The following is a 16,585-nucleotide window of genomic DNA, read 5'->3' on the forward strand; positions in this document are numbered from 1 at the left end:
TTGCGCCCCGGCCGCGCTACGGCCGGTGAATGTCACCAGCGATAGTGCGCGAAGGCGCGGTTGGCCTCGGCCATCTTGTGGGTGTCCTCACGCCGCTTGACGGAAGCCCCGAGGCCATTGCTGGCGTCCAGGATCTCGTTCGCCAGCCGCTCGATCATCGTCTTCTCCCGGCGGGCCCGAGAGAAGCTGACAAGCCAGCGCAGCGCCAGCGTGGTGGACCGGTCCGGACGCACCTCGACGGGCACCTGGTAGGTCGCACCACCGACACGGCGGCTACGCACCTCGAGGGCGGGCTTGACGTTGTCGAGAGCGCGCTTGAGCGTGATCACCGGATCGGTGCCGGTCTTGTCGCGAGCCTGCTCCAGCGCACCATAAACAATGCGCTCGGCGACCGATTTCTTCCCCTTGAGCAGAACTTTGTTCACCAGCTGGGTCACCAGCTGCGACCCGTAAACCGGGTCGTTGACCAGCGGACGCTTAGGCGCGGGCCCCTTGCGCGGCATTAGCTCTTCTCCTTCTTGGCGCCGTAACGGCTGCGAGCCTGCTTGCGGTTCTTGACACCCTGGGTGTCCAGCGAGCCGCGGATGATCTTGTACCGCACACCGGGCAGGTCCTTCACACGACCACCGCGTACCAGCACCATCGAGTGCTCCTGCAGGTTGTGGCCCTCGCCCGGGATGTAGGCGGTGACCTCGACCTGGCTGGTCAGCTTCACGCGCGCGACCTTCCGAAGCGCCGAGTTCGGCTTCTTCGGGGTGGTGGTGTACACGCGGGTGCATACGCCACGGCGCTGCGGGCTGCCCTTCAGGGCCGCGGTCTTGACCTTGGCGATCTTGTCGCGGCGACCCTTGCGGACCAGCTGCTGAATGGTTGGCATCTACCGGCTTTCTGTGTTCGAAGTCTTCGTGCTGCTCTTAAGTCTCTGTACTGCAGTTTTGCCTCGCCGCACTACCCCGCGGCCGGGTGTGTCGCACCCGCTCAGCATCGGAACCATCCGATGCGTGGTGGACATGCGAATTGGCCCGGCATCCATTTCCTTACGTCAGGCGCCGTAAGCCGCCAGGCACGAGCCACCACAATACCCGCCACTGGTCGGGCAGGTCAAAGCGGCCGCTGGACGCAACGGCTGACCTCAGCGCGCGCGTGCGGTGGCCCGCTATTTCGGCGGAGCTCCGTCCGGCGCGGTGCGCTTGTCCAGGCCCGTTGCCAGCCGCAACACCATCTCGGCGAACAGCGCATCGGTGTCGATGTCGTCCATGACACCGGTCATTTCCAGCAATACGAACCCGTGCAGCGCGGACCAGAATTCCAGTGCGGCGAAAAAGGCCTCCTCGCCGTCGAGGCCGTAGGAGGACAACACCGAGATCACGGGGGCGGCCGCTCCCCGGGTTGCCGCGGTGTATTCGGGGTCGTCGCCGCCCAGCGGCATCCGGGTGAACGCCGAGTACCGACCGGGGTGGTGATGGGCGTAGCTGCGGTAGGCACCGGCCATGACCAGCACCGCGTCGTCGCGGGCGCGCCCCTCCCCGACCCGGTTCAGCATGGTGATGATGTCGTCGATGACCCGGATCCGCACCGCGCGACGCAGGTCCTCCAGGCTGTCCACGTGGTTGTAGAGCGACGGCCCCTTGGTGCCCAACTGCGTCGCCAGCGCGTTGATGGTCAGCGAGTCCCAGCCTTCCCGGTCCAGGAACGTCAGTGCGCCATCGACGATGCCGTCGCGGCTCAGCTTTCCCGGCCGGGACGGGGATCTGCCGCCACGTGGGCGGCCTGCCGCCGACGGCTGTTCCGGATGAACTGCCATGGCGATCGCCCTTCGATTGCGGTGACTAGGTGAAGGTCAACTAATGACTCTAGTTGACAGAGTCGCCAATCTACTCGGACCGATCCGGGGCGGGTCGCGGTTGACTACGACGAAAATATTTGCCACCGAGCAGGCAAATACACGTAGGCTCAGTCCAGCAGATACCCGCCACAGACGTACCCAGTGAAGGGGGCCGCGGTGCACTGGAGAGCCGTCGCCGGGTCGCTTGCAACCTGTGTCATCGCGATTGCCGCTACGCCCGCGGCGCCGGCACACGCCAAGAACGGCGACACCCACGTCATCGGGCAAAACACCACGCAGGTGGTGGACTGCAATGACGCAACCCTGATCGTCAACGGCACCGGGAACTACATCAACGCGCTGGGCAACTGCTGGGCGGTGACCGTGATGGGCTCGGGCAACACGATCATCGCGGACTCGGTCACGCACGACATCACGGTGTACGGCTACGACCAGACCGTCTTCTTTCACAACGGCGCGCCGATCCTGTGGGATCGCGGCCGGGAATTGGGCATGGTTAATCGGCTGCAGCAGGTGCCCGCCTGAGGTGCAGTTTCGCTACCGAGGAGGGGATTATGCGCGTCCACATCACTGACCATCCGTCCAAGCTCGCGGTGCTCGCCCTCGCGGCGGTAGTGCTGGCCGGTTGCAGTTCGACCGCCAACCCGCCCGGGAACCCGAGCTCCACGACGAAGAGCAGCGCACCCACCACGACGACCGGCGCGGCGGCGCCGACGACGTCGGGTGGCGAAAGCACCACGGCGTCAGTCGAAATCGGGAACACGCTGAACTACGGATCGATGGGGACGACGGCCACGCTCGACTGCGCCAGCGGCAAATCGCTGAACGTCGCCGGTTCCAACAACACCTTGACCGTCACCGGCAGCTGCGTGACGGTGAATGTCGGTGGCACCAACAACAAGATCACCATCGACAAGGTCGACACCCGCATCACGGTGCTGGGTCTCGACAACACCATCACTTACAAGGACGGCGAGCCGAAGGTGGACAACCTCGGCTCGGGTAACACCATCAACAAGGGCAGCTGAGCGGCTAGCCGGCCGGTGCGCCGTGGCGGCCGGCGCCGGCCGCGAACCGCCCCGCCCCTTCGTTGGCCTCCGCGGCAACCTTCCAAATGCTGGCGAACTCTTGCTCGATTGCCGCCGATTCCGCCAACCCCCACTGCTGTAGCGCCGAAAGCCGGTCCGCCCGCAGGCACTGCTGGGGCAAGGCGGCCAATTCCGCGGCCAACTCCTCGGCCGCCTGTCGCGATTCGCCTTTGGGGACAACACGATTGGCCAGTCCCATCGCGAGTGCTTCGTCGGCTTTGACGCCGCGGCCGGTGAGGATCATGTCCATCGCCCGGCTCTGCCCGATCAGCCGCGGCAGCCGCACGGTGCCGCCGTCGATCAGCGGCACTCCCCAGCGGCGGCAGTACACACCGAACACGGCATCCTCCTCGGCCACCCGCAGGTCGCACCAGATGGCCAGCTCCAGACCACCCGCGACGGCGAAGCCGCTCACCGCGGCAATCACGGGTTTGGACAACACCATTCGCGATGGGCCCATCGGGCCGGGACCGGTGGTGTGGATCGCGTTGGCCTCCGGCGTGCCGAAGGCCTTCAAATCCGCTCCCGCGCAGAAGGTTCCGCCGTCACCCCACAGCACGGCCACCGAGGCGGAATCGTCGCGGTCGAATTCGTCGAACGCCTCATGCAGCGCCGCGGCCGTCGGGCCGTTGACGGCGTTACGCGCGCCCGGCCGGTTGAGGATCACCGTCGTCACCGGACCCTTACGCTCTACTCGCACCGGATCAGTCATCTCGCCTCCAGAAGTTGAGTTGCATCGCGCCGCTGCAGCAATTCGGTCGCGAAGTCGTGGTAGGCGCTGCGCAGCCCAGCGCCCGGCCAATCGCCGTGCAGCAGTTCGGCGGGCAGCATCGGGTCGGTGAGCAGGTGCCGCACTATCGCGGCAGCCACCACAAACCGGCCGGGAATGTCGCAGGCTTCGGCCATCTCGTCCAGCAACCGGCTTCCGTCCTTCACCCACGCCGGTAGATCCCACAGCTCGGCGACCAACTGCTCGGGCTCGTCGTCGCGCGCCTTGAGCACCCGTACCCGGTCGGCAACGTCGGGCTCCAGGTCGAGGTCGAGGTTGTCGGGCCGCATCCAGACACCCTCGCGCAGCTCACCGAAACGCTTGCGGTACAAGCTGGCTCGCTGCGCGGCCCGGGTGCGGGCATCGGTGCCCACACTGGTGACAATCACGACGTGCCAATCTCCGTGCCAGGCCCGGGTTCGTGGCCGCATCGCCTCGTCCTGACGGCCCTGGCGGGCCAGCAGCCGATCGGAGAGCCGATACCCGTCGGCGGAGCGGACCAGATCGCCGGCACTGACCATTCGGGTCAGCGCGACCCGCAGCGTCGTCTCCTTGATCCCGAAATCGGCTGTCAGCCTGATCAAGTCGCTCGCGGTCGCCCAGGCGGGGTGAGCGCCGAGCAGCACGCTCAGCACCACGGACCGGGCCGTCATGTTCGGCATGGCTACACTCCGGAGGTACGGCGGCCGTAGTCACCGAACGGCTCGTCGCGATGGCGGACCGCTTCGCGGAAGCCGTGCTCGACGGAGTCGGCGACGAAGTCGTGGCCCTCTTGGGTGTGCCGGGCGACACCGTCGAACACCGTGCTGACCATCCGGCTGGTGGCCACACCCTGTTGCAGCAGAGCAGAATTCAGCGCAAGTTTGACCATGATCAGTTGATTGACCGGAACCGAGGCGATGCGCTGCACAAGGCGCTCGGTGCGCTCGTCGAGGTCTTTCGGGTCCGGCGCCTCGACGGCCAGCCCCCACTCGGCGGCCTGTGCGCCGGTGATCGAATCACCAGTGAACAGAAGACGTTTGGCGCGCTGATCACCGAGCCGGTGCGCCCACAGGCCGGCCGCCGGGACGCCCCACACCCGGGTGGGCGGGTAGCCGATCTTGGCGTCGGCGGCGGCGATCACCTGGTCGGCATGCAGCGCGATGTCGGTGCCGCCGGCCACACAGTAGCCGTGGATTTTGACCACCGTCGGCTTGTCGGCGTGCATCAGGCTGGAAAACCCGCGCACGAATCGGCTCATCATCTGATAGTCGATCATCGGGTCCCACGGGCGGTCCGGCAGGTGGTTGACGCCCTGGGTTTTTCCATCGAGCACGGTGCCTTGGTATGCCCCGGTGCCGCCTGCCGAGCCGGTGCGGTCGGCGTAGGCGGACAAGTCGAAGCCGGCGCAAAAGCCCTCGCCGCGACCGGATACCAGAATGACGTGCACGTTCGGGTCGAGATCGGCACGCTCGACCAGCGCCGAGAGCTCCAGCGGGGTGTCCGCGACGATCGCGTTGCCCTTTTCCGGCCGGTTGAAGGTGATCCGCGCAACCCGGTCGGTGACCTCGTAGGTCATCGTTTTCAGATTGTCGAAGTCGACCGGCCTGATCGCATGAGTCATGTTCTGGCTCAGCCCTTTACCAGCGACCGCTCCAGGATGGGGGCCAGATCCAGGCCGGCCGGCATGGTGCCGAACGCAGCACCCCACTGTCCGCCCAGCCTGGTCGCCAGGAATGCCTCGGCGACGGCCGGGTGGCCGTGGCGCACCAACAGCGAGCCCTGCAGGGCCAGGCAGATGTCCTCGGCAACCTTGCGCGCGCGGTACTGGATGGTGTCCAGATCGCTCAGGTCGTGCCGTAGTCGTTCGACATGGCCGCCCAGCCGCGGATCCTGGCGCGTGCTCCCATCCAGCTCGGCGAACAGCACCTCGACGCATTCGGGCCGAGTTGCCATGGCGCGCAAGGTATCCAGCGCGCTGACATTGCCGGAGCCTTCCCAGATCCCCATCAGCGGCGCCTCGCGGTACAGCCGCGGCATGCCGGACTCTTCGACATAGCCGTTGCCCCCCAGGCATTCCAGCGCTTCGGCGGCGTGCGGGGTGGAGCGCTTGCACACCCAGTACTTGCTGGCCGCCAGGCCGATGCGGCGCAGCAGCGCTTCCTTCTCGTCTCCGCGCAGCGCGGCATCGGTGGCACCGGCCATCCGCATCGCGACGATCGTGGCGGCCTCGGCCTCGACGGCCAGGTCGGCGAGCACGTTGCGCATCAGCGGTTGGTCAATCAGGTAGGCGCCGAACGCTTTTCGGTGCTGGGCGTGATGGATGGCGCGGGTCAGCCCGGTACGCATGCTGGTGGCGCTGCCCAGGGTGCAGTCCAGGCGGGTGAGGTTGACCATCTCGATGATGGTCGGCACCCCGCGCCCCTCCTCGCCCACCAGCCAGGCGGTGGCGCCGTCGTATTCCACCTCGCTCGAGGCGTTGGCGTGGTTACCGAGCTTGTCCTTGAGACGCTGCAGGAACATCCGGTTGCGGGTGCCGTCGGGCAGGATGCGCGGCAGCATGAAGCACGACAATCCGCCGGGCGCCTGCGCGAGGACCAGGAAGATGTCGCACATCGGCGCCGAGGTGAACCATTTGTGACCGACCAGGCTGTAGGTGCCGTCGCCGTTCGGGGTCGCCTGAGTGGTGCCGGCGCGCACGTCGGAGCCGCCCTGCTTCTCGGTCATCGACATGCCCGCGGTGATGCCGGCCTTCGTGGTGGCCAGCTTGAGTTCCGGGTCGTACTCGCGACTGGTCAGCAGTGGTTCGTATACAGCGGCCAGCTCGGGGTTGTAGCGCAGCGCCGGGACGACGGCATAAGTCATCGAGATCGGGCAGACGTGACCCGGCTCGACATTCCACGCCGAGGTCTTCGCGGCCCGCACCACATGCGCGCCCGGGCGATCGTCGGCCCACGGCGCCGCATGCATGCCGTGCGCAATCGCCGCGCGCATCAACTCGTGGTAGGCCGGGTCGAACTCGACCTCGTCGACCCGGTGCCCGGTGCGGTCATGGGTGTGCAGGATCGGCTGATTGCGGTCCGCGAGCTCACCCCAGCGCTGGGCCTCGTGACTGGCCGACAACGCCCCGACCGCGTGCACCTCGTCCAGACCCCACTGCCCGCCCTCGCGGATCAGGGCCTCGACGAGCATCGGTGATGTCGCGGGGTTGTAGTTGTCCAGCGGCGGAACCTGGTTGGTGACGACGTGCGTGTCCGACATGCCACCCATATTACAGTTTTTCAACAACTGCACAAGAGGTGTAATACGCCGGTCCTGGGTTCAGGCGTTGGTGTTCTCCCGCAGGAACGCGATGTCGTCCTTGCGGCCCTCGTCGGAGGTTTCACAGATCACCGGCGCGTCCGCGGCCTTGACCGCCGCGACCAGCAATTCCGGATCGATCTGTCCGGTGCCCAGATTGGCGTGGCGGTCGCGGCCCGAGCCCGCCTCGTCCTTGGAGTCGTTGCAGTGCACCAGATCGATCCGACCGGTGATGGCCTTGATCCGATCGACGGCATTGACCAGCGCCTCACCGGCCGCCCAGGTGTGGCAGGTGTCCAGGCAGAAGCCAATTCCGCTGTCGCCGATGACATCCCACAGCCTGGCGATGGTGTCGAAGTGGCGGGCCATCGCGTGGTCGCCGCCCGCGGTGTTCTCCAGGTACACCGGCACGGTGGATTCCAGCTGATCGAGCGCCTTGCGCCAGCGTACGAAGCCCTCGTCGAGGTCATTGTCGTCGGCGACGTGGCCACCGTGCACGATGACCGCCGCGGCGCCGATCTCGGCGGCCGCATCGCAGGTCTGCTGCAGGATTTTGCGCGACGGGATCCGTACCCGGTTGTTCGCCGACGCGACATTGATCAGATAGGGCGCGTGCACGTAGATCGGCAGCGCCGCGGCCCTCAGCACGGCGGCGTCCTCACGGGGCTTGGGCGCCTTCCAACTCTGCGGGTTGCCGAGGAATATCTGTACTACGTCAGCGCCCTCGGCCTCCGCTGCGGCCAGCGGGTCTTGCGGACTGACGTGCGAACCGATCAGCACGTTGGCCAGTCTAGTGAGCGGCGCCGACGCGCCGCGAGTTACCGCGAGCAGACGCAAAAGCCCCACACACGCCGTGCGTGCGGGGGCTTTTGCGTCTGCTCGCCCGGGCCTAAAGGTGGCGGTTAATGCGCGCGATCAAGCCAAGCGGATCCAGTCTTATGTCGTTGACGGTCATTGGAATCACTGTCCACCCGCACTCCTGTAGGCGAGCGGTTTTGAGCCGATCGTGGACAAAAGCCTCGCGGCTCATGTGCCATTCGATGCTGTCGTACTCGGCGATGACCATCGCATCCGGCCATGCGAAGTCGACGCGCCAGCACCTCCCGTAATGATCGACGATGCTGTACTGCAACTCCGGCATACGCAACCTATTGTCGACAAATACGAGCCTGGCCTCGCTCTCCATCGGCGACTCTGCGCGACCGTCGGCGTGGCCGGTCAACTCTCGAACCTTGACGATTCCGCGGCGGCCTTTGTGCTCACGGATGACGGCTTCCAGTTCCCCTCTGGTGCATGCGCCAACGTAGAGCGCCGCATCGAGCGTGGCTAGGGCACGCGGACGCCGCAGCATCCGCGCGACTTCGATCACCGTCCACGCGGGTGCGGTCGCAAGACGACCTTCGACTCGTCTCAACGGTGCGCCGATTCGCTGATGCACCATGACTCCGACTGACGGCCGCATTCGCACCCCGGGATCGAGAATGTGAACGCACGACACGCCTTCCGTATCGAATCCGTACAACGCTGCTGCCGTCCCCATGCACGCCACAATCGGCTGGCCGGCAACAAGATCGAGCGCTCCAAGTTTCATCAACACGTCGGGTTCGTGTAACGCATAGACTCCGCGGCATACCCGAACAAGCCTGCCCGCCTTGATCATTCCGGCGAGACGCTTGCGAGAGACCACGGTCAGGAGTTCGCGGGTCGTCGCCAACCCGCCACGGGCTACTAACACGCTTTCGATATCCACGCCAGCGACAATGCATCGCGGTCAGGGCCGAAAGTACTCATCCACCAACGCGTTGGGGATCAAGGCGCATCTATGGATATGGTGACAAGACGCAAAAGCCCCCGACACGCCGTGCGTGCGGGGGCTTTTGCGTCTGTTCGCGCTACTGACTAGCGGTAGTCGCTGTAGCCGTAGTCGTCCAGCGGAACCGCGGCACCGGTGGCCTGGCCGAAGTCCGGGCTGTAGTACTGATCCTCGTAGGACGGGATCGTGTACGCCGCGGCGCGGGCCTCCTCGGTCGGCTGAACCTGGATGTTGCGGTACCGGTTGATTCCGGTACCGGCCGGGATCAGCTTTCCGATGATCACGTTCTCCTTCAGACCATTGAGCTTGTCGCTGCGGCAGTTGATCGCCGCATCGGTCAGCACTCGCGTGGTCTCCTGGAACGACGCCGCACTCAGCCACGAGTCGGTGGCCAGCGACGCCTTCGTGATACCCATCAGCACCGGACGTCCGGCCGCGGGCTCGCCGCCCTCGGCCACTACCCGGCGGTTCTCCGCTTCGAACTCCGCGCGGTCGATCAGCGAACCCGGCAGGAACTCCGTCGCGCCCGAGTCGATGATGGTGACGCGGCGCAGCATCTGGCGAACGATCACCTCGATGTGTTTGTCGTGGATCGACACACCCTGAGCGCGGTAGACCTCCTGGACCTCGCGGACCAAGTGGATCTGCACCTCGCGGGGGCCCTGCACGCGCAGCACCTCGTGCGGGTCGGCCGAGCCTTCCATCAGCTGCTGGCCCACCTCGACGTGGTCGCCGTCGGAAAGCACTCGCTCGGAACCGTCTTCGTGCTTGAACACACGCAGCCGCTGCCGCTTGGAGAGCTTGTCGTAGACGACTTCCTCGCCGCCATCGTCGGGAACGATGGTGATCTTGTAGAAGCGCTCGCCGTCCTCGAGCTGAACCCGCCCGGTGACGTCGGCGATCGGCGCCTTGCCTCGCGGCACCCGGGCCTCGAACAGCTCCTGCACACGCGGCAGACCGCCGGTGATGTCCTCACCGACACCACCCTGGTGGAAGGTACGCATGGTCAGCTGCGTACCGGGCTCACCAATGGACTGCGCGGCCACGATACCGACGGCCTCGCCGATGTCGACCAGCTTGCCGGTCGCCATCGAACGCCCGTAACAGGTCGCACACACACCGGTACCGGTGGTGCACGTCAGCACCGAACGGACCTTGATCTGCGTGATGCCCGCAGCCAGCAAGGCCTCGATCGACGGGTCGCCCAGGTCCTCACCACGCGCGACGACGACGTTGCCGGCCTCGTCGACCGCGTCGGCGCCCAAAGTCCGTGCGTACGCCGAGGTTTCGATGTACGGGTCACGGATCAGGGTGCCGTCGGGCTGACGCTCGGCCAGCTCGACGATGATGCCGCGCTCGGTCTCGCAGTCGTGCTCGCGGACGATGACGTCCTGCGACACGTCCACCAGACGACGGGTCAGGTACCCGGAGTCGGCGGTACGCAACGCGGTGTCCGCCAGACCCTTTCGAGCGCCGTGCGTGTTGATGAAGTACTCCAGCACGGTCAGGCCCTCGCGGAACGACGACTTGACCGGACGCGGGATGAACTCACCCTTCGGGTTGGTCACCAGGCCCTTCATGCCGGCCAGCGTTCGGGTCTGGGTGAAGTTACCCGTGGCACCCGAGTCGACGATCGTGATGATCGGGTTGTCGGCCGGGTAGTGCTCGCGCAGCGCCTTACCGACCTCGTCGGTGGCTTCCTTCCAGATCTCCACCAGCGCCTCGTTGCGCTCGTCGTGGTTCAAAGCACCACGCTGGAACTGCTTTTCGACCTTGTCCGCCCGGTCCTCGTAGTGGTCGAGGATCTCCTTCTTCCGCGGCGGCACCAGCACGTCGGCCATCGAGACCGTGACGCCGCTTCGGGTCGCCCAGTAGAAACCGGCGTCCTTCAGCTTGTCGACGGTCTGCGCGACCACGATCATCGGGTAGCGCTCGGCCAGATCGTTGATGATGGCAGCCTGCACCTTCTTGTGCATCTGCTTGTTCACGAACGGGTAGCCCAGCGGCAGCAGCTCGTTGAACAGCACCCGACCCAGGGTCGTCTCGGCCATCCACGAATCGCCTGGCTGCCAACCGTTCTGACCGAACAGCTCGGTCTCGATCTCGGCCGGCGGACGCAGCTGCGTCAACCGCACCTTGATCTGGGCCCGAACCGAGAGCAAGCCGCGGTCGGACGCCATGATCGCCTCGGCCGGCGAGGAGTACACGCCCTGCTCCGGCTGGTCCTTGCCGGCCGCGCGGTATTCGCCTTCGGCCCCGGCCACCTCGGTGGTCAGGTAGTACAGCCCGGTCACCATGTCGAGTCGCGGCATGGCCAGCGGGCGGCCGGACGCGGGCGACAGGATGTTGTTCGACGACAGCATCAAGATGCGAGCCTCGGCCTGCGCCTCGGCACTCAGCGGCAGGTGCACCGCCATCTGGTCACCGTCGAAGTCGGCGTTGAACGCCTCACACACCAACGGGTGCAGCTGAATGGCCTTGCCCTCCACCAGCATTGGCTCGAAAGCCTGAATGCCGAGTCGATGCAGCGTGGGCGCACGGTTCAGCAGAACCGGGTGCTCGGCGATGACCTCTTCGAGCACGTCCCACACCTGGGGACGCTGGCGCTCGACCATTCGCTTGGCGCTCTTGATGTTCTGCGCGTGGTTGAGGTCGACCAGCCGCTTCATCACGAACGGCTTGAACAGCTCCAGCGCCATCAGCTTGGGCAGACCGCACTGGTGCAGCTTGAGCTGCGGGCCGACCACGATGACCGAACGGCCCGAGTAGTCGACACGCTTACCGAGCAGGTTCTGACGGAACCGGCCCTGCTTACCCTTGAGCAAGTCGCTCAACGACTTCAGCGGACGGTTACCCGGCCCGGTGACCGGACGGCCGCGACGGCCGTTGTCGAACAGCGCGTCCACCGACTCCTGCAGCATCCGCTTCTCATTGTTGACGATGATCTCGGGCGCACCGAGGTCGATCAGCCTCTTGAGGCGGTTGTTGCGGTTGATCACGCGGCGGTACAGGTCGTTCAGGTCGGACGTGGCGAACCGGCCACCGTCGAGCTGCACCATCGGGCGCAGCTCCGGCGGGATCACCGGCACCGCGTCGAGCACCATGCCCATCGGCGAGTTACCCGACTGTTGGAAGGCCGCGACGACCTTCAGACGCTTCAGCGCACGAAGCTTCTTCTGCCCCTTGCCGTTTCGGATGACGTCACGCAGGATGTCGGCCTCGGCGTCGATGTCGAAGTTCTCGATCAACTTCTGGATCGACTCCGCGCCCATGGCCCCGGTGAAGTACTCGCCGTACCGGTCGACGAGCTCGCGGTAGAGGTTCTCGTCGACGATCAGCTGCTTGGGAGCCAGCTTGGTGAACGTCGTCCAGATGTCATCGAGCCGGTCCAGCTCGCGCTGGGCCCGGTCGCGGATCTGACGCATCTCGCGCTCGCCACTGTCGCGAACCTTGCGCCGCGCATCGGCTTTCGCGCCCTCGGCCTCCAGCTCGGCCAGGTCGGCCTCCAGCTTCTGGGCACGGGCCTCCAGGTCGGCGTCGCGCTGGTCCTCAACACCCTTGCGCTCCACCACCATTTCGGCCTCGAGCGTCGAGAGCTCGTTGTGCCGCATCTCGTCGTCGACCGCGGTGATCACGTAGGCCGCGAAGTAGATGATCTTCTCGAGATCCTTCGGCGCCAGGTCGAGCAGGTACCCGAGGCGCGAAGGCACGCCCTTGAAGTACCAGATGTGCGTGACCGGTGCGGCCAGCTCGATGTGTCCCATCCGCTCGCGACGCACCTTGGCCCGAGTTACCTCGACGCCACAGCGCTCGCAGATGATGCCCTTGAAGCGCACGCGCTTGTACTTGCCGCAGTAGCACTCCCAGTCGCGAGTCGGTCCGAAGATCTTCTCGCAGAACAGGCCGTCCTTCTCGGGCTTGAGCGTGCGGTAGTTGATCGTCTCCGGCTTCTTGACCTCGCCGTAAGACCATTGCCTGATGTCTTCCGCGGTGGCCAGGCCAATACGGAGTTCATCGAAGAAGTTGACGTCGAGCACGTAACTCCCTTTCCCCTTGCGGGTTTAGATACTTGAAAACGTTGGTTAGGCCAGATCCTCGACGGACGCGGATTCGTTGCGGGACAGGTTGATTCCCAGGTTCGCGGCGGCGCGCTCCAGGTCTTCATCCTCGCCCTCGCGCAGTTCGATCGCCGCACCATCCGACGACAGAACCTCAACGTTGAGGCACAGTGACTGCAGCTCCTTGAGCAACACCTTGAACGACTCGGGGATACCCGGCTCGGGGATGTTCTCGCCCTTGACGATCGCCTCGTATACCTTGACCCGGCCGACGGTGTCGTCCGACTTGATGGTCAACAGCTCCTGCAGCGTGTACGCCGCGCCGTAGGCCTGCATGGCCCAGCACTCCATCTCACCGAATCGCTGACCACCGAACTGCGCCTTACCACCCAACGGCTGCTGGGTGATCATCGAGTACGGACCGGTGGAGCGGGCGTGGATCTTGTCGTCCACCAGGTGGTGCAGCTTCATGATGTACATGTAGCCAACGGTCACCGGGTACGGGAACGGCTCGCCGCTGCGGCCATCGAACAGCCTCGCCTTGCCGTCCGCGTTCACCATCACGTCGCCGTCGCGGTTGGGCAGCGTGCAGGCCAGCAGGCCCTGCAGCTCCTCCTCCTTGGCGCCGTCGAACACCGGGGTCGACACCGTCTGGTCCGGCTGCGCGTGCCGCAGGCCCTCCGGCAGGTTCGCCGCCCACTCGGGCGTGCCCTCGATGTTCCAGCCGGCCTTGGCGACCCACCCGAGGTGGGTTTCCAGGATCTGGCCGATGTTCATACGTCGGGGCACACCGTGGGTGTTCAGGATGATGTCGACCGGGGTGCCGTCCGGCATGAACGGCATGTCCTCGACCGGCAGGATCTTGCCGATGACGCCCTTGTTGCCGTGGCGTCCGGCCAGCTTGTCACCGTCGGAGATCTTGCGCTTCTGGGCCACGTAGACGCGAACCAGCTCGTTGACACCGGCGGGCAGTTCGTCGTCGTCCTCACGCGAGAACACCCGAATGCCGATCACCTTGCCGGACTCGCCGTGCGGCACCTTCAGCGAGGTGTCGCGGACCTCACGGGCCTTCTCACCGAAGATCGCCCGCAGCAGCCGCTCCTCCGGAGTCAGCTCGGTCTCACCCTTCGGGGTGACCTTGCCGACCAGGATGTCGCCGTCACGAACCTCGGCACCGATGCGCACGATGCCGCGCTCGTCCAAGTCGGCGAGCACCTCGTCGGAGACGTTCGGGATGTCCCGGGTGATCTCCTCGGCGCCCAGCTTGGTGTCGCGGGCATCGATCTCGTGCTCCTCGATGTGGATCGAGGTGAGCACGTCCTCTTCGACCAGGCGGTTGGAGAGGATGATCGCGTCCTCGTAGTTGTGGCCTTCCCACGGCATGATCGCAACCAGCAGGTTCTTGCCGAGGGCCATCTCGCCGTTTTCGGTGCAGGGACCGTCGGCAATCACCTGGCCGGCCTCGACGCGGTCTCCCGCGTCGACGATCGGCGACTGGTTGGCGCAGGTGCCGTGGTTGGACCGGGCGAACTTGCGCATCCGGTAGGTGTGCCGGGTGCCGTCGTCGGCCATCACGGTGATGTAGTCGGCGGACACCTCCTCGATCACCCCGGCCTTGTCGGCCACCACCACATCGCCGGCGTCGATCGCGGCGCGCAGCTCCATACCGGTACCGACCAGCGGCGCCTCGCTGCGCACCAGCGGAACGGCCTGGCGCTGCATGTTGGCACCCATCAGGGCACGGTTGGCGTCGTCGTGCTCGAGGAACGGAATCATGGCCGTGGCCACCGACACCATCTGGCGCGGCGAGACGTCCATGTAGTCCACCTCGGACGACGGCACGTACTCGACCTCGCCCGCCTTGCGGCGAACCAGAACGCGCGACTCCTCGAACCGGCCGTCGGCGTCGATCGGCGAGTTGGCCTGCGCCACAACGTGGCGGTCCTCCTCGTCGGCGGTCAGGTAGTGGATCTCGTCGGAAACCACACCGTCGACGACCTTGCGGTACGGCGTCTCGATGAACCCGAACGGGTTGACCCGCGCGTACACCGACAGCGAACCGATCAGACCGATGTTCGGACCCTCAGGGGTCTCGATCGGACACATCCGGCCGTAGTGCGACGGGTGCACGTCACGGACCTCGAGGCCCGCGCGCTCACGCGACAGACCGCCCGGCCCCAGCGCTGAGAGGCGGCGCTTGTGGGTGAGCCCTGACAACGGGTTGTTCTGGTCCATGAACTGGGACAGCTGGCTGGTGCCGAAGAACTCCTTGATCGCCGCCACGACGGGACGGATGTTGATCAGGGTCTGCGGCGTGATCGCCTCGACGTCCTGCGTCGTCATCCGCTCGCGGACGACGCGCTCCATCCGGGACATACCGACCCGGATCTGGTTCTGGATCAGCTCTCCGACGGTGCGCAGACGGCGGTTGCCGAAGTGGTCGATGTCGTCGGTCTCCACCGGAACCTCGGTGCCGCCGGGAACCGTCATGGTCGCCTGGCCCTCGTGCAGGCGCACCAGGTACTCGATGGTGGCGACGACGTCTTCCTCGGTCAGCGTCGACGACGTGATCGGCTCGCCGGCGTGCAGGCCGAGCTTCTTGTTGACCTTGTAGCGGCCGACGCGGGCCAGGTCGTAGCGCTTCTCCTTGAAGAACAGGTTCTCCAGCAGGGTCTGCGCGGACTCTTTGGTCGGCGGCTCGCCCGGACGCAGCTTGCGGTAGATGTCCAGCAGCGCCTCGTCGGTGCCGGCGGTGTTGTCCTTCTCCAGCGTCGACATCATGATCTCGGAGAAGCCGAACCGCTCGTGGATCTGCTCGTTGGTCCAGCCCAGCGCCTTGAGCAGCACGGTGACCGGCTGACGGCGCTTGCGGTCGATGCGAACGCCGACGGTGTCGCGCTTGTCGACGTCGAACTCCAGCCACGCACCGCGGCTCGGAATCACCTTGACGCTGTGCAGCAGCTTCTCGGTCGACTTGTCGATCGACTCGTCGAAGTACACACCGGGCGACCGGACCAGCTGGCTGACCACGACGCGCTCGGTCCCGTTGATGATGAACGTGCCTTTCTCGGTCATCATCGGGAAGTCACCCATGAAGACCGTCTGGCTCTTGATCTCACCGGTGTTGTTGTTGATGAACTCGGCCGTGACGAACAGCGGAGCCGCGTACGTCATGTCCTTGTCTTTGCACTCGTCCACCGGCGCCTTGACTTCGTCGAAGCGGGGGTCGGAGAACGACAGTGACATTGAGCCCGAGAAGTCCTCGATCGGCGACAACTCGTTCAGCACCTCTTCGAGGCCACCGACCGGGTTGACGTCCCCGCGGCCGGAGGCAATCTCACGCCAACGCGGCGAGCCGATCAACCACTCGAAGGAGTCGGTCTGCACGTCGAGAAGCCCCGGAACCTCAAGCGGTTCGCGGAGCTTGGCGAAAGAAACTCGGTCAGGTGCTCCAGGCACGGAGTTGTTAGAACTAGAGGAGTCCGTCTTGCTCTGGCGAGAATCTGCCAAGATGCATCCTTCCAGCACCTCGTGCGACTGACGAGAACCGGGCCACCGGGTCTGTTCGCCGCAACTTGTTTCGGTTTATGCCGGCGAACGAACTACCAAGCCTCACGCGCGCAACTAAATAGCTGAACCGCAGAAGGGGCTCAGGCTAAGACCACGGTGTCAGGTGGCGGGTGAGGTGGGCAGGAAGTAGCCAGCGCAACGTCCAACAATAGCGCAGGCGCG

The 16,585-nt window shown here is 65.7% G+C and carries 13 protein-coding genes; 2 read left to right on the top strand and 11 right to left on the bottom strand.

The window, feature by feature from the left end:
• Positions 1 to 32: 32 nt before the first annotated feature.
• The 3 genes from rpsG to G6N55_RS12810 all read right to left on the bottom strand — a co-directional run bounded on the left by rpsG (position 33) and on the right by G6N55_RS12810 (position 1,804).
• Complete coding sequence (gene rpsG / locus G6N55_RS12800) at positions 33 to 503, bottom strand: 30S ribosomal protein S7 (RefSeq protein WP_085222923.1); 471 nt, start codon at positions 501 to 503, stop codon at positions 33 to 35.
• Complete coding sequence (gene rpsL, locus G6N55_RS12805) at positions 503 to 877, bottom strand: 30S ribosomal protein S12 (protein WP_007167812.1); 375 nt, start codon at positions 875 to 877, stop codon at positions 503 to 505. The genes rpsG and rpsL overlap by 1 nt, the downstream gene beginning before the upstream one ends.
• Before the next feature lie 279 nt (positions 878 to 1,156).
• A complete protein-coding gene (locus tag G6N55_RS12810) occupies positions 1,157 to 1,804 on the bottom strand; it encodes a TetR/AcrR family transcriptional regulator (protein WP_085222922.1) in 648 nt (215 codons plus the stop codon).
• Positions 1,805 to 2,002: 198 nt separating this feature from the next.
• Between G6N55_RS12810 and G6N55_RS12815 the strand changes: the two genes are divergently transcribed.
• Together G6N55_RS12815 and G6N55_RS12820 are read left to right on the top strand one after the other, a co-directional pair.
• Positions 2,003 to 2,371 (top strand): DUF3060 domain-containing protein, encoded by a 369-nt coding sequence (locus G6N55_RS12815; protein WP_085223051.1) that lies wholly within the window; start codon positions 2,003 to 2,005, stop codon positions 2,369 to 2,371.
• Between the two features lie 29 nt (positions 2,372 to 2,400).
• Entirely contained in the window at positions 2,401 to 2,874 is a 474-nt protein-coding gene (locus G6N55_RS12820; protein WP_085222921.1) for a DUF3060 domain-containing protein, read from the top strand.
• Positions 2,875 to 2,878: 4 nt separating this feature from the next.
• Here G6N55_RS12820 and G6N55_RS12825 read toward each other — a convergent pair whose 3' ends face one another.
• The 8 genes from G6N55_RS12825 to rpoB form a co-directional block, all read right to left on the bottom strand.
• Positions 2,879 to 3,646, bottom strand: coding sequence for a crotonase/enoyl-CoA hydratase family protein (locus G6N55_RS12825; protein WP_085222920.1), 768 nt, complete (start codon positions 3,644 to 3,646; stop codon positions 2,879 to 2,881).
• Positions 3,643 to 4,365 (bottom strand): PaaX family transcriptional regulator C-terminal domain-containing protein, encoded by a 723-nt coding sequence (locus G6N55_RS12830; RefSeq protein ID WP_085222919.1) that lies wholly within the window; start codon positions 4,363 to 4,365, stop codon positions 3,643 to 3,645. Before G6N55_RS12830 ends, G6N55_RS12825 begins: the two co-directional genes overlap by 4 nt.
• A gap of 2 nt (positions 4,366 to 4,367) precedes the next feature.
• The gene (locus G6N55_RS12835) at positions 4,368 to 5,306 is read right to left on the bottom strand and encodes a crotonase/enoyl-CoA hydratase family protein (RefSeq protein WP_085222918.1); all 939 of its coding nucleotides are present in this window, start codon (positions 5,304 to 5,306) and stop codon (positions 4,368 to 4,370) included.
• A gap of 8 nt (positions 5,307 to 5,314) precedes the next feature.
• Positions 5,315 to 6,943: an acyl-CoA dehydrogenase family protein gene (locus G6N55_RS12840; protein WP_085222917.1), complete on the bottom strand. Its 1,629-nt coding sequence runs from the start codon at positions 6,941 to 6,943 to the stop codon at positions 5,315 to 5,317.
• A gap of 60 nt (positions 6,944 to 7,003) precedes the next feature.
• A complete protein-coding gene (locus tag G6N55_RS12845) occupies positions 7,004 to 7,762 on the bottom strand; it encodes a deoxyribonuclease IV (RefSeq protein ID WP_085222916.1) in 759 nt (252 codons plus the stop codon).
• Positions 7,763 to 7,871: 109 nt separating this feature from the next.
• Positions 7,872 to 8,732 carry a type IV toxin-antitoxin system AbiEi family antitoxin domain-containing protein gene (locus G6N55_RS12850; RefSeq protein ID WP_085222915.1) on the bottom strand — a complete coding sequence of 287 codons (861 nt, stop codon included), beginning with the start codon at positions 8,730 to 8,732 and terminating at the stop codon, positions 7,872 to 7,874.
• Positions 8,733 to 8,881: 149 nt separating this feature from the next.
• Positions 8,882 to 12,832: a DNA-directed RNA polymerase subunit beta' gene (locus G6N55_RS12855; protein ID WP_085222914.1), complete on the bottom strand. Its 3,951-nt coding sequence runs from the start codon at positions 12,830 to 12,832 to the stop codon at positions 8,882 to 8,884.
• A gap of 45 nt (positions 12,833 to 12,877) precedes the next feature.
• On the bottom strand, positions 12,878 to 16,363 hold the full coding sequence (rpoB, locus tag G6N55_RS12860) for a DNA-directed RNA polymerase subunit beta (protein WP_276072089.1): 3,486 nt from the start codon (positions 16,361 to 16,363) through the stop codon (positions 12,878 to 12,880).
• Between the last annotated feature and the right edge of the window lie 222 nt (positions 16,364 to 16,585).

Origin of the sequence: Mycobacterium florentinum (assembly GCF_010730355.1) — a bacterium.
In the GTDB taxonomy this organism is placed as follows: Bacteria; Actinomycetota; Actinomycetes; order Mycobacteriales; family Mycobacteriaceae; genus Mycobacterium; species Mycobacterium florentinum.

Bases quoted from the DNA above. Each gene is read 5' to 3' on its own strand.
- rpsG (WP_085222923.1), bottom strand. From the start codon at position 503: ATGCCGCGCAAGGGGCCCGCGCCTAAGCGTCCGCTGGTCAACGACCCG.
- rpsL (WP_007167812.1), bottom strand. From the start codon at position 877: ATGCCAACCATTCAGCAGCTGGTCCGCAAGGGTCGCCGCGACAAGATC.
- G6N55_RS12810 (WP_085222922.1), bottom strand. From the start codon at position 1,804: ATGGCAGTTCATCCGGAACAGCCGTCGGCGGCAGGCCGCCCACGTGGC.
- G6N55_RS12820 (WP_085222921.1), top strand. From the start codon at position 2,401: ATGCGCGTCCACATCACTGACCATCCGTCCAAGCTCGCGGTGCTCGCC.
- G6N55_RS12825 (WP_085222920.1), bottom strand. From the start codon at position 3,646: ATGACTGATCCGGTGCGAGTAGAGCGTAAGGGTCCGGTGACGACGGTG.
- G6N55_RS12830 (WP_085222919.1), bottom strand. From the start codon at position 4,365: ATGCCGAACATGACGGCCCGGTCCGTGGTGCTGAGCGTGCTGCTCGGC.
- G6N55_RS12835 (WP_085222918.1), bottom strand. From the start codon at position 5,306: ATGACTCATGCGATCAGGCCGGTCGACTTCGACAATCTGAAAACGATG.
- G6N55_RS12840 (WP_085222917.1), bottom strand. From the start codon at position 6,943: ATGTCGGACACGCACGTCGTCACCAACCAGGTTCCGCCGCTGGACAAC.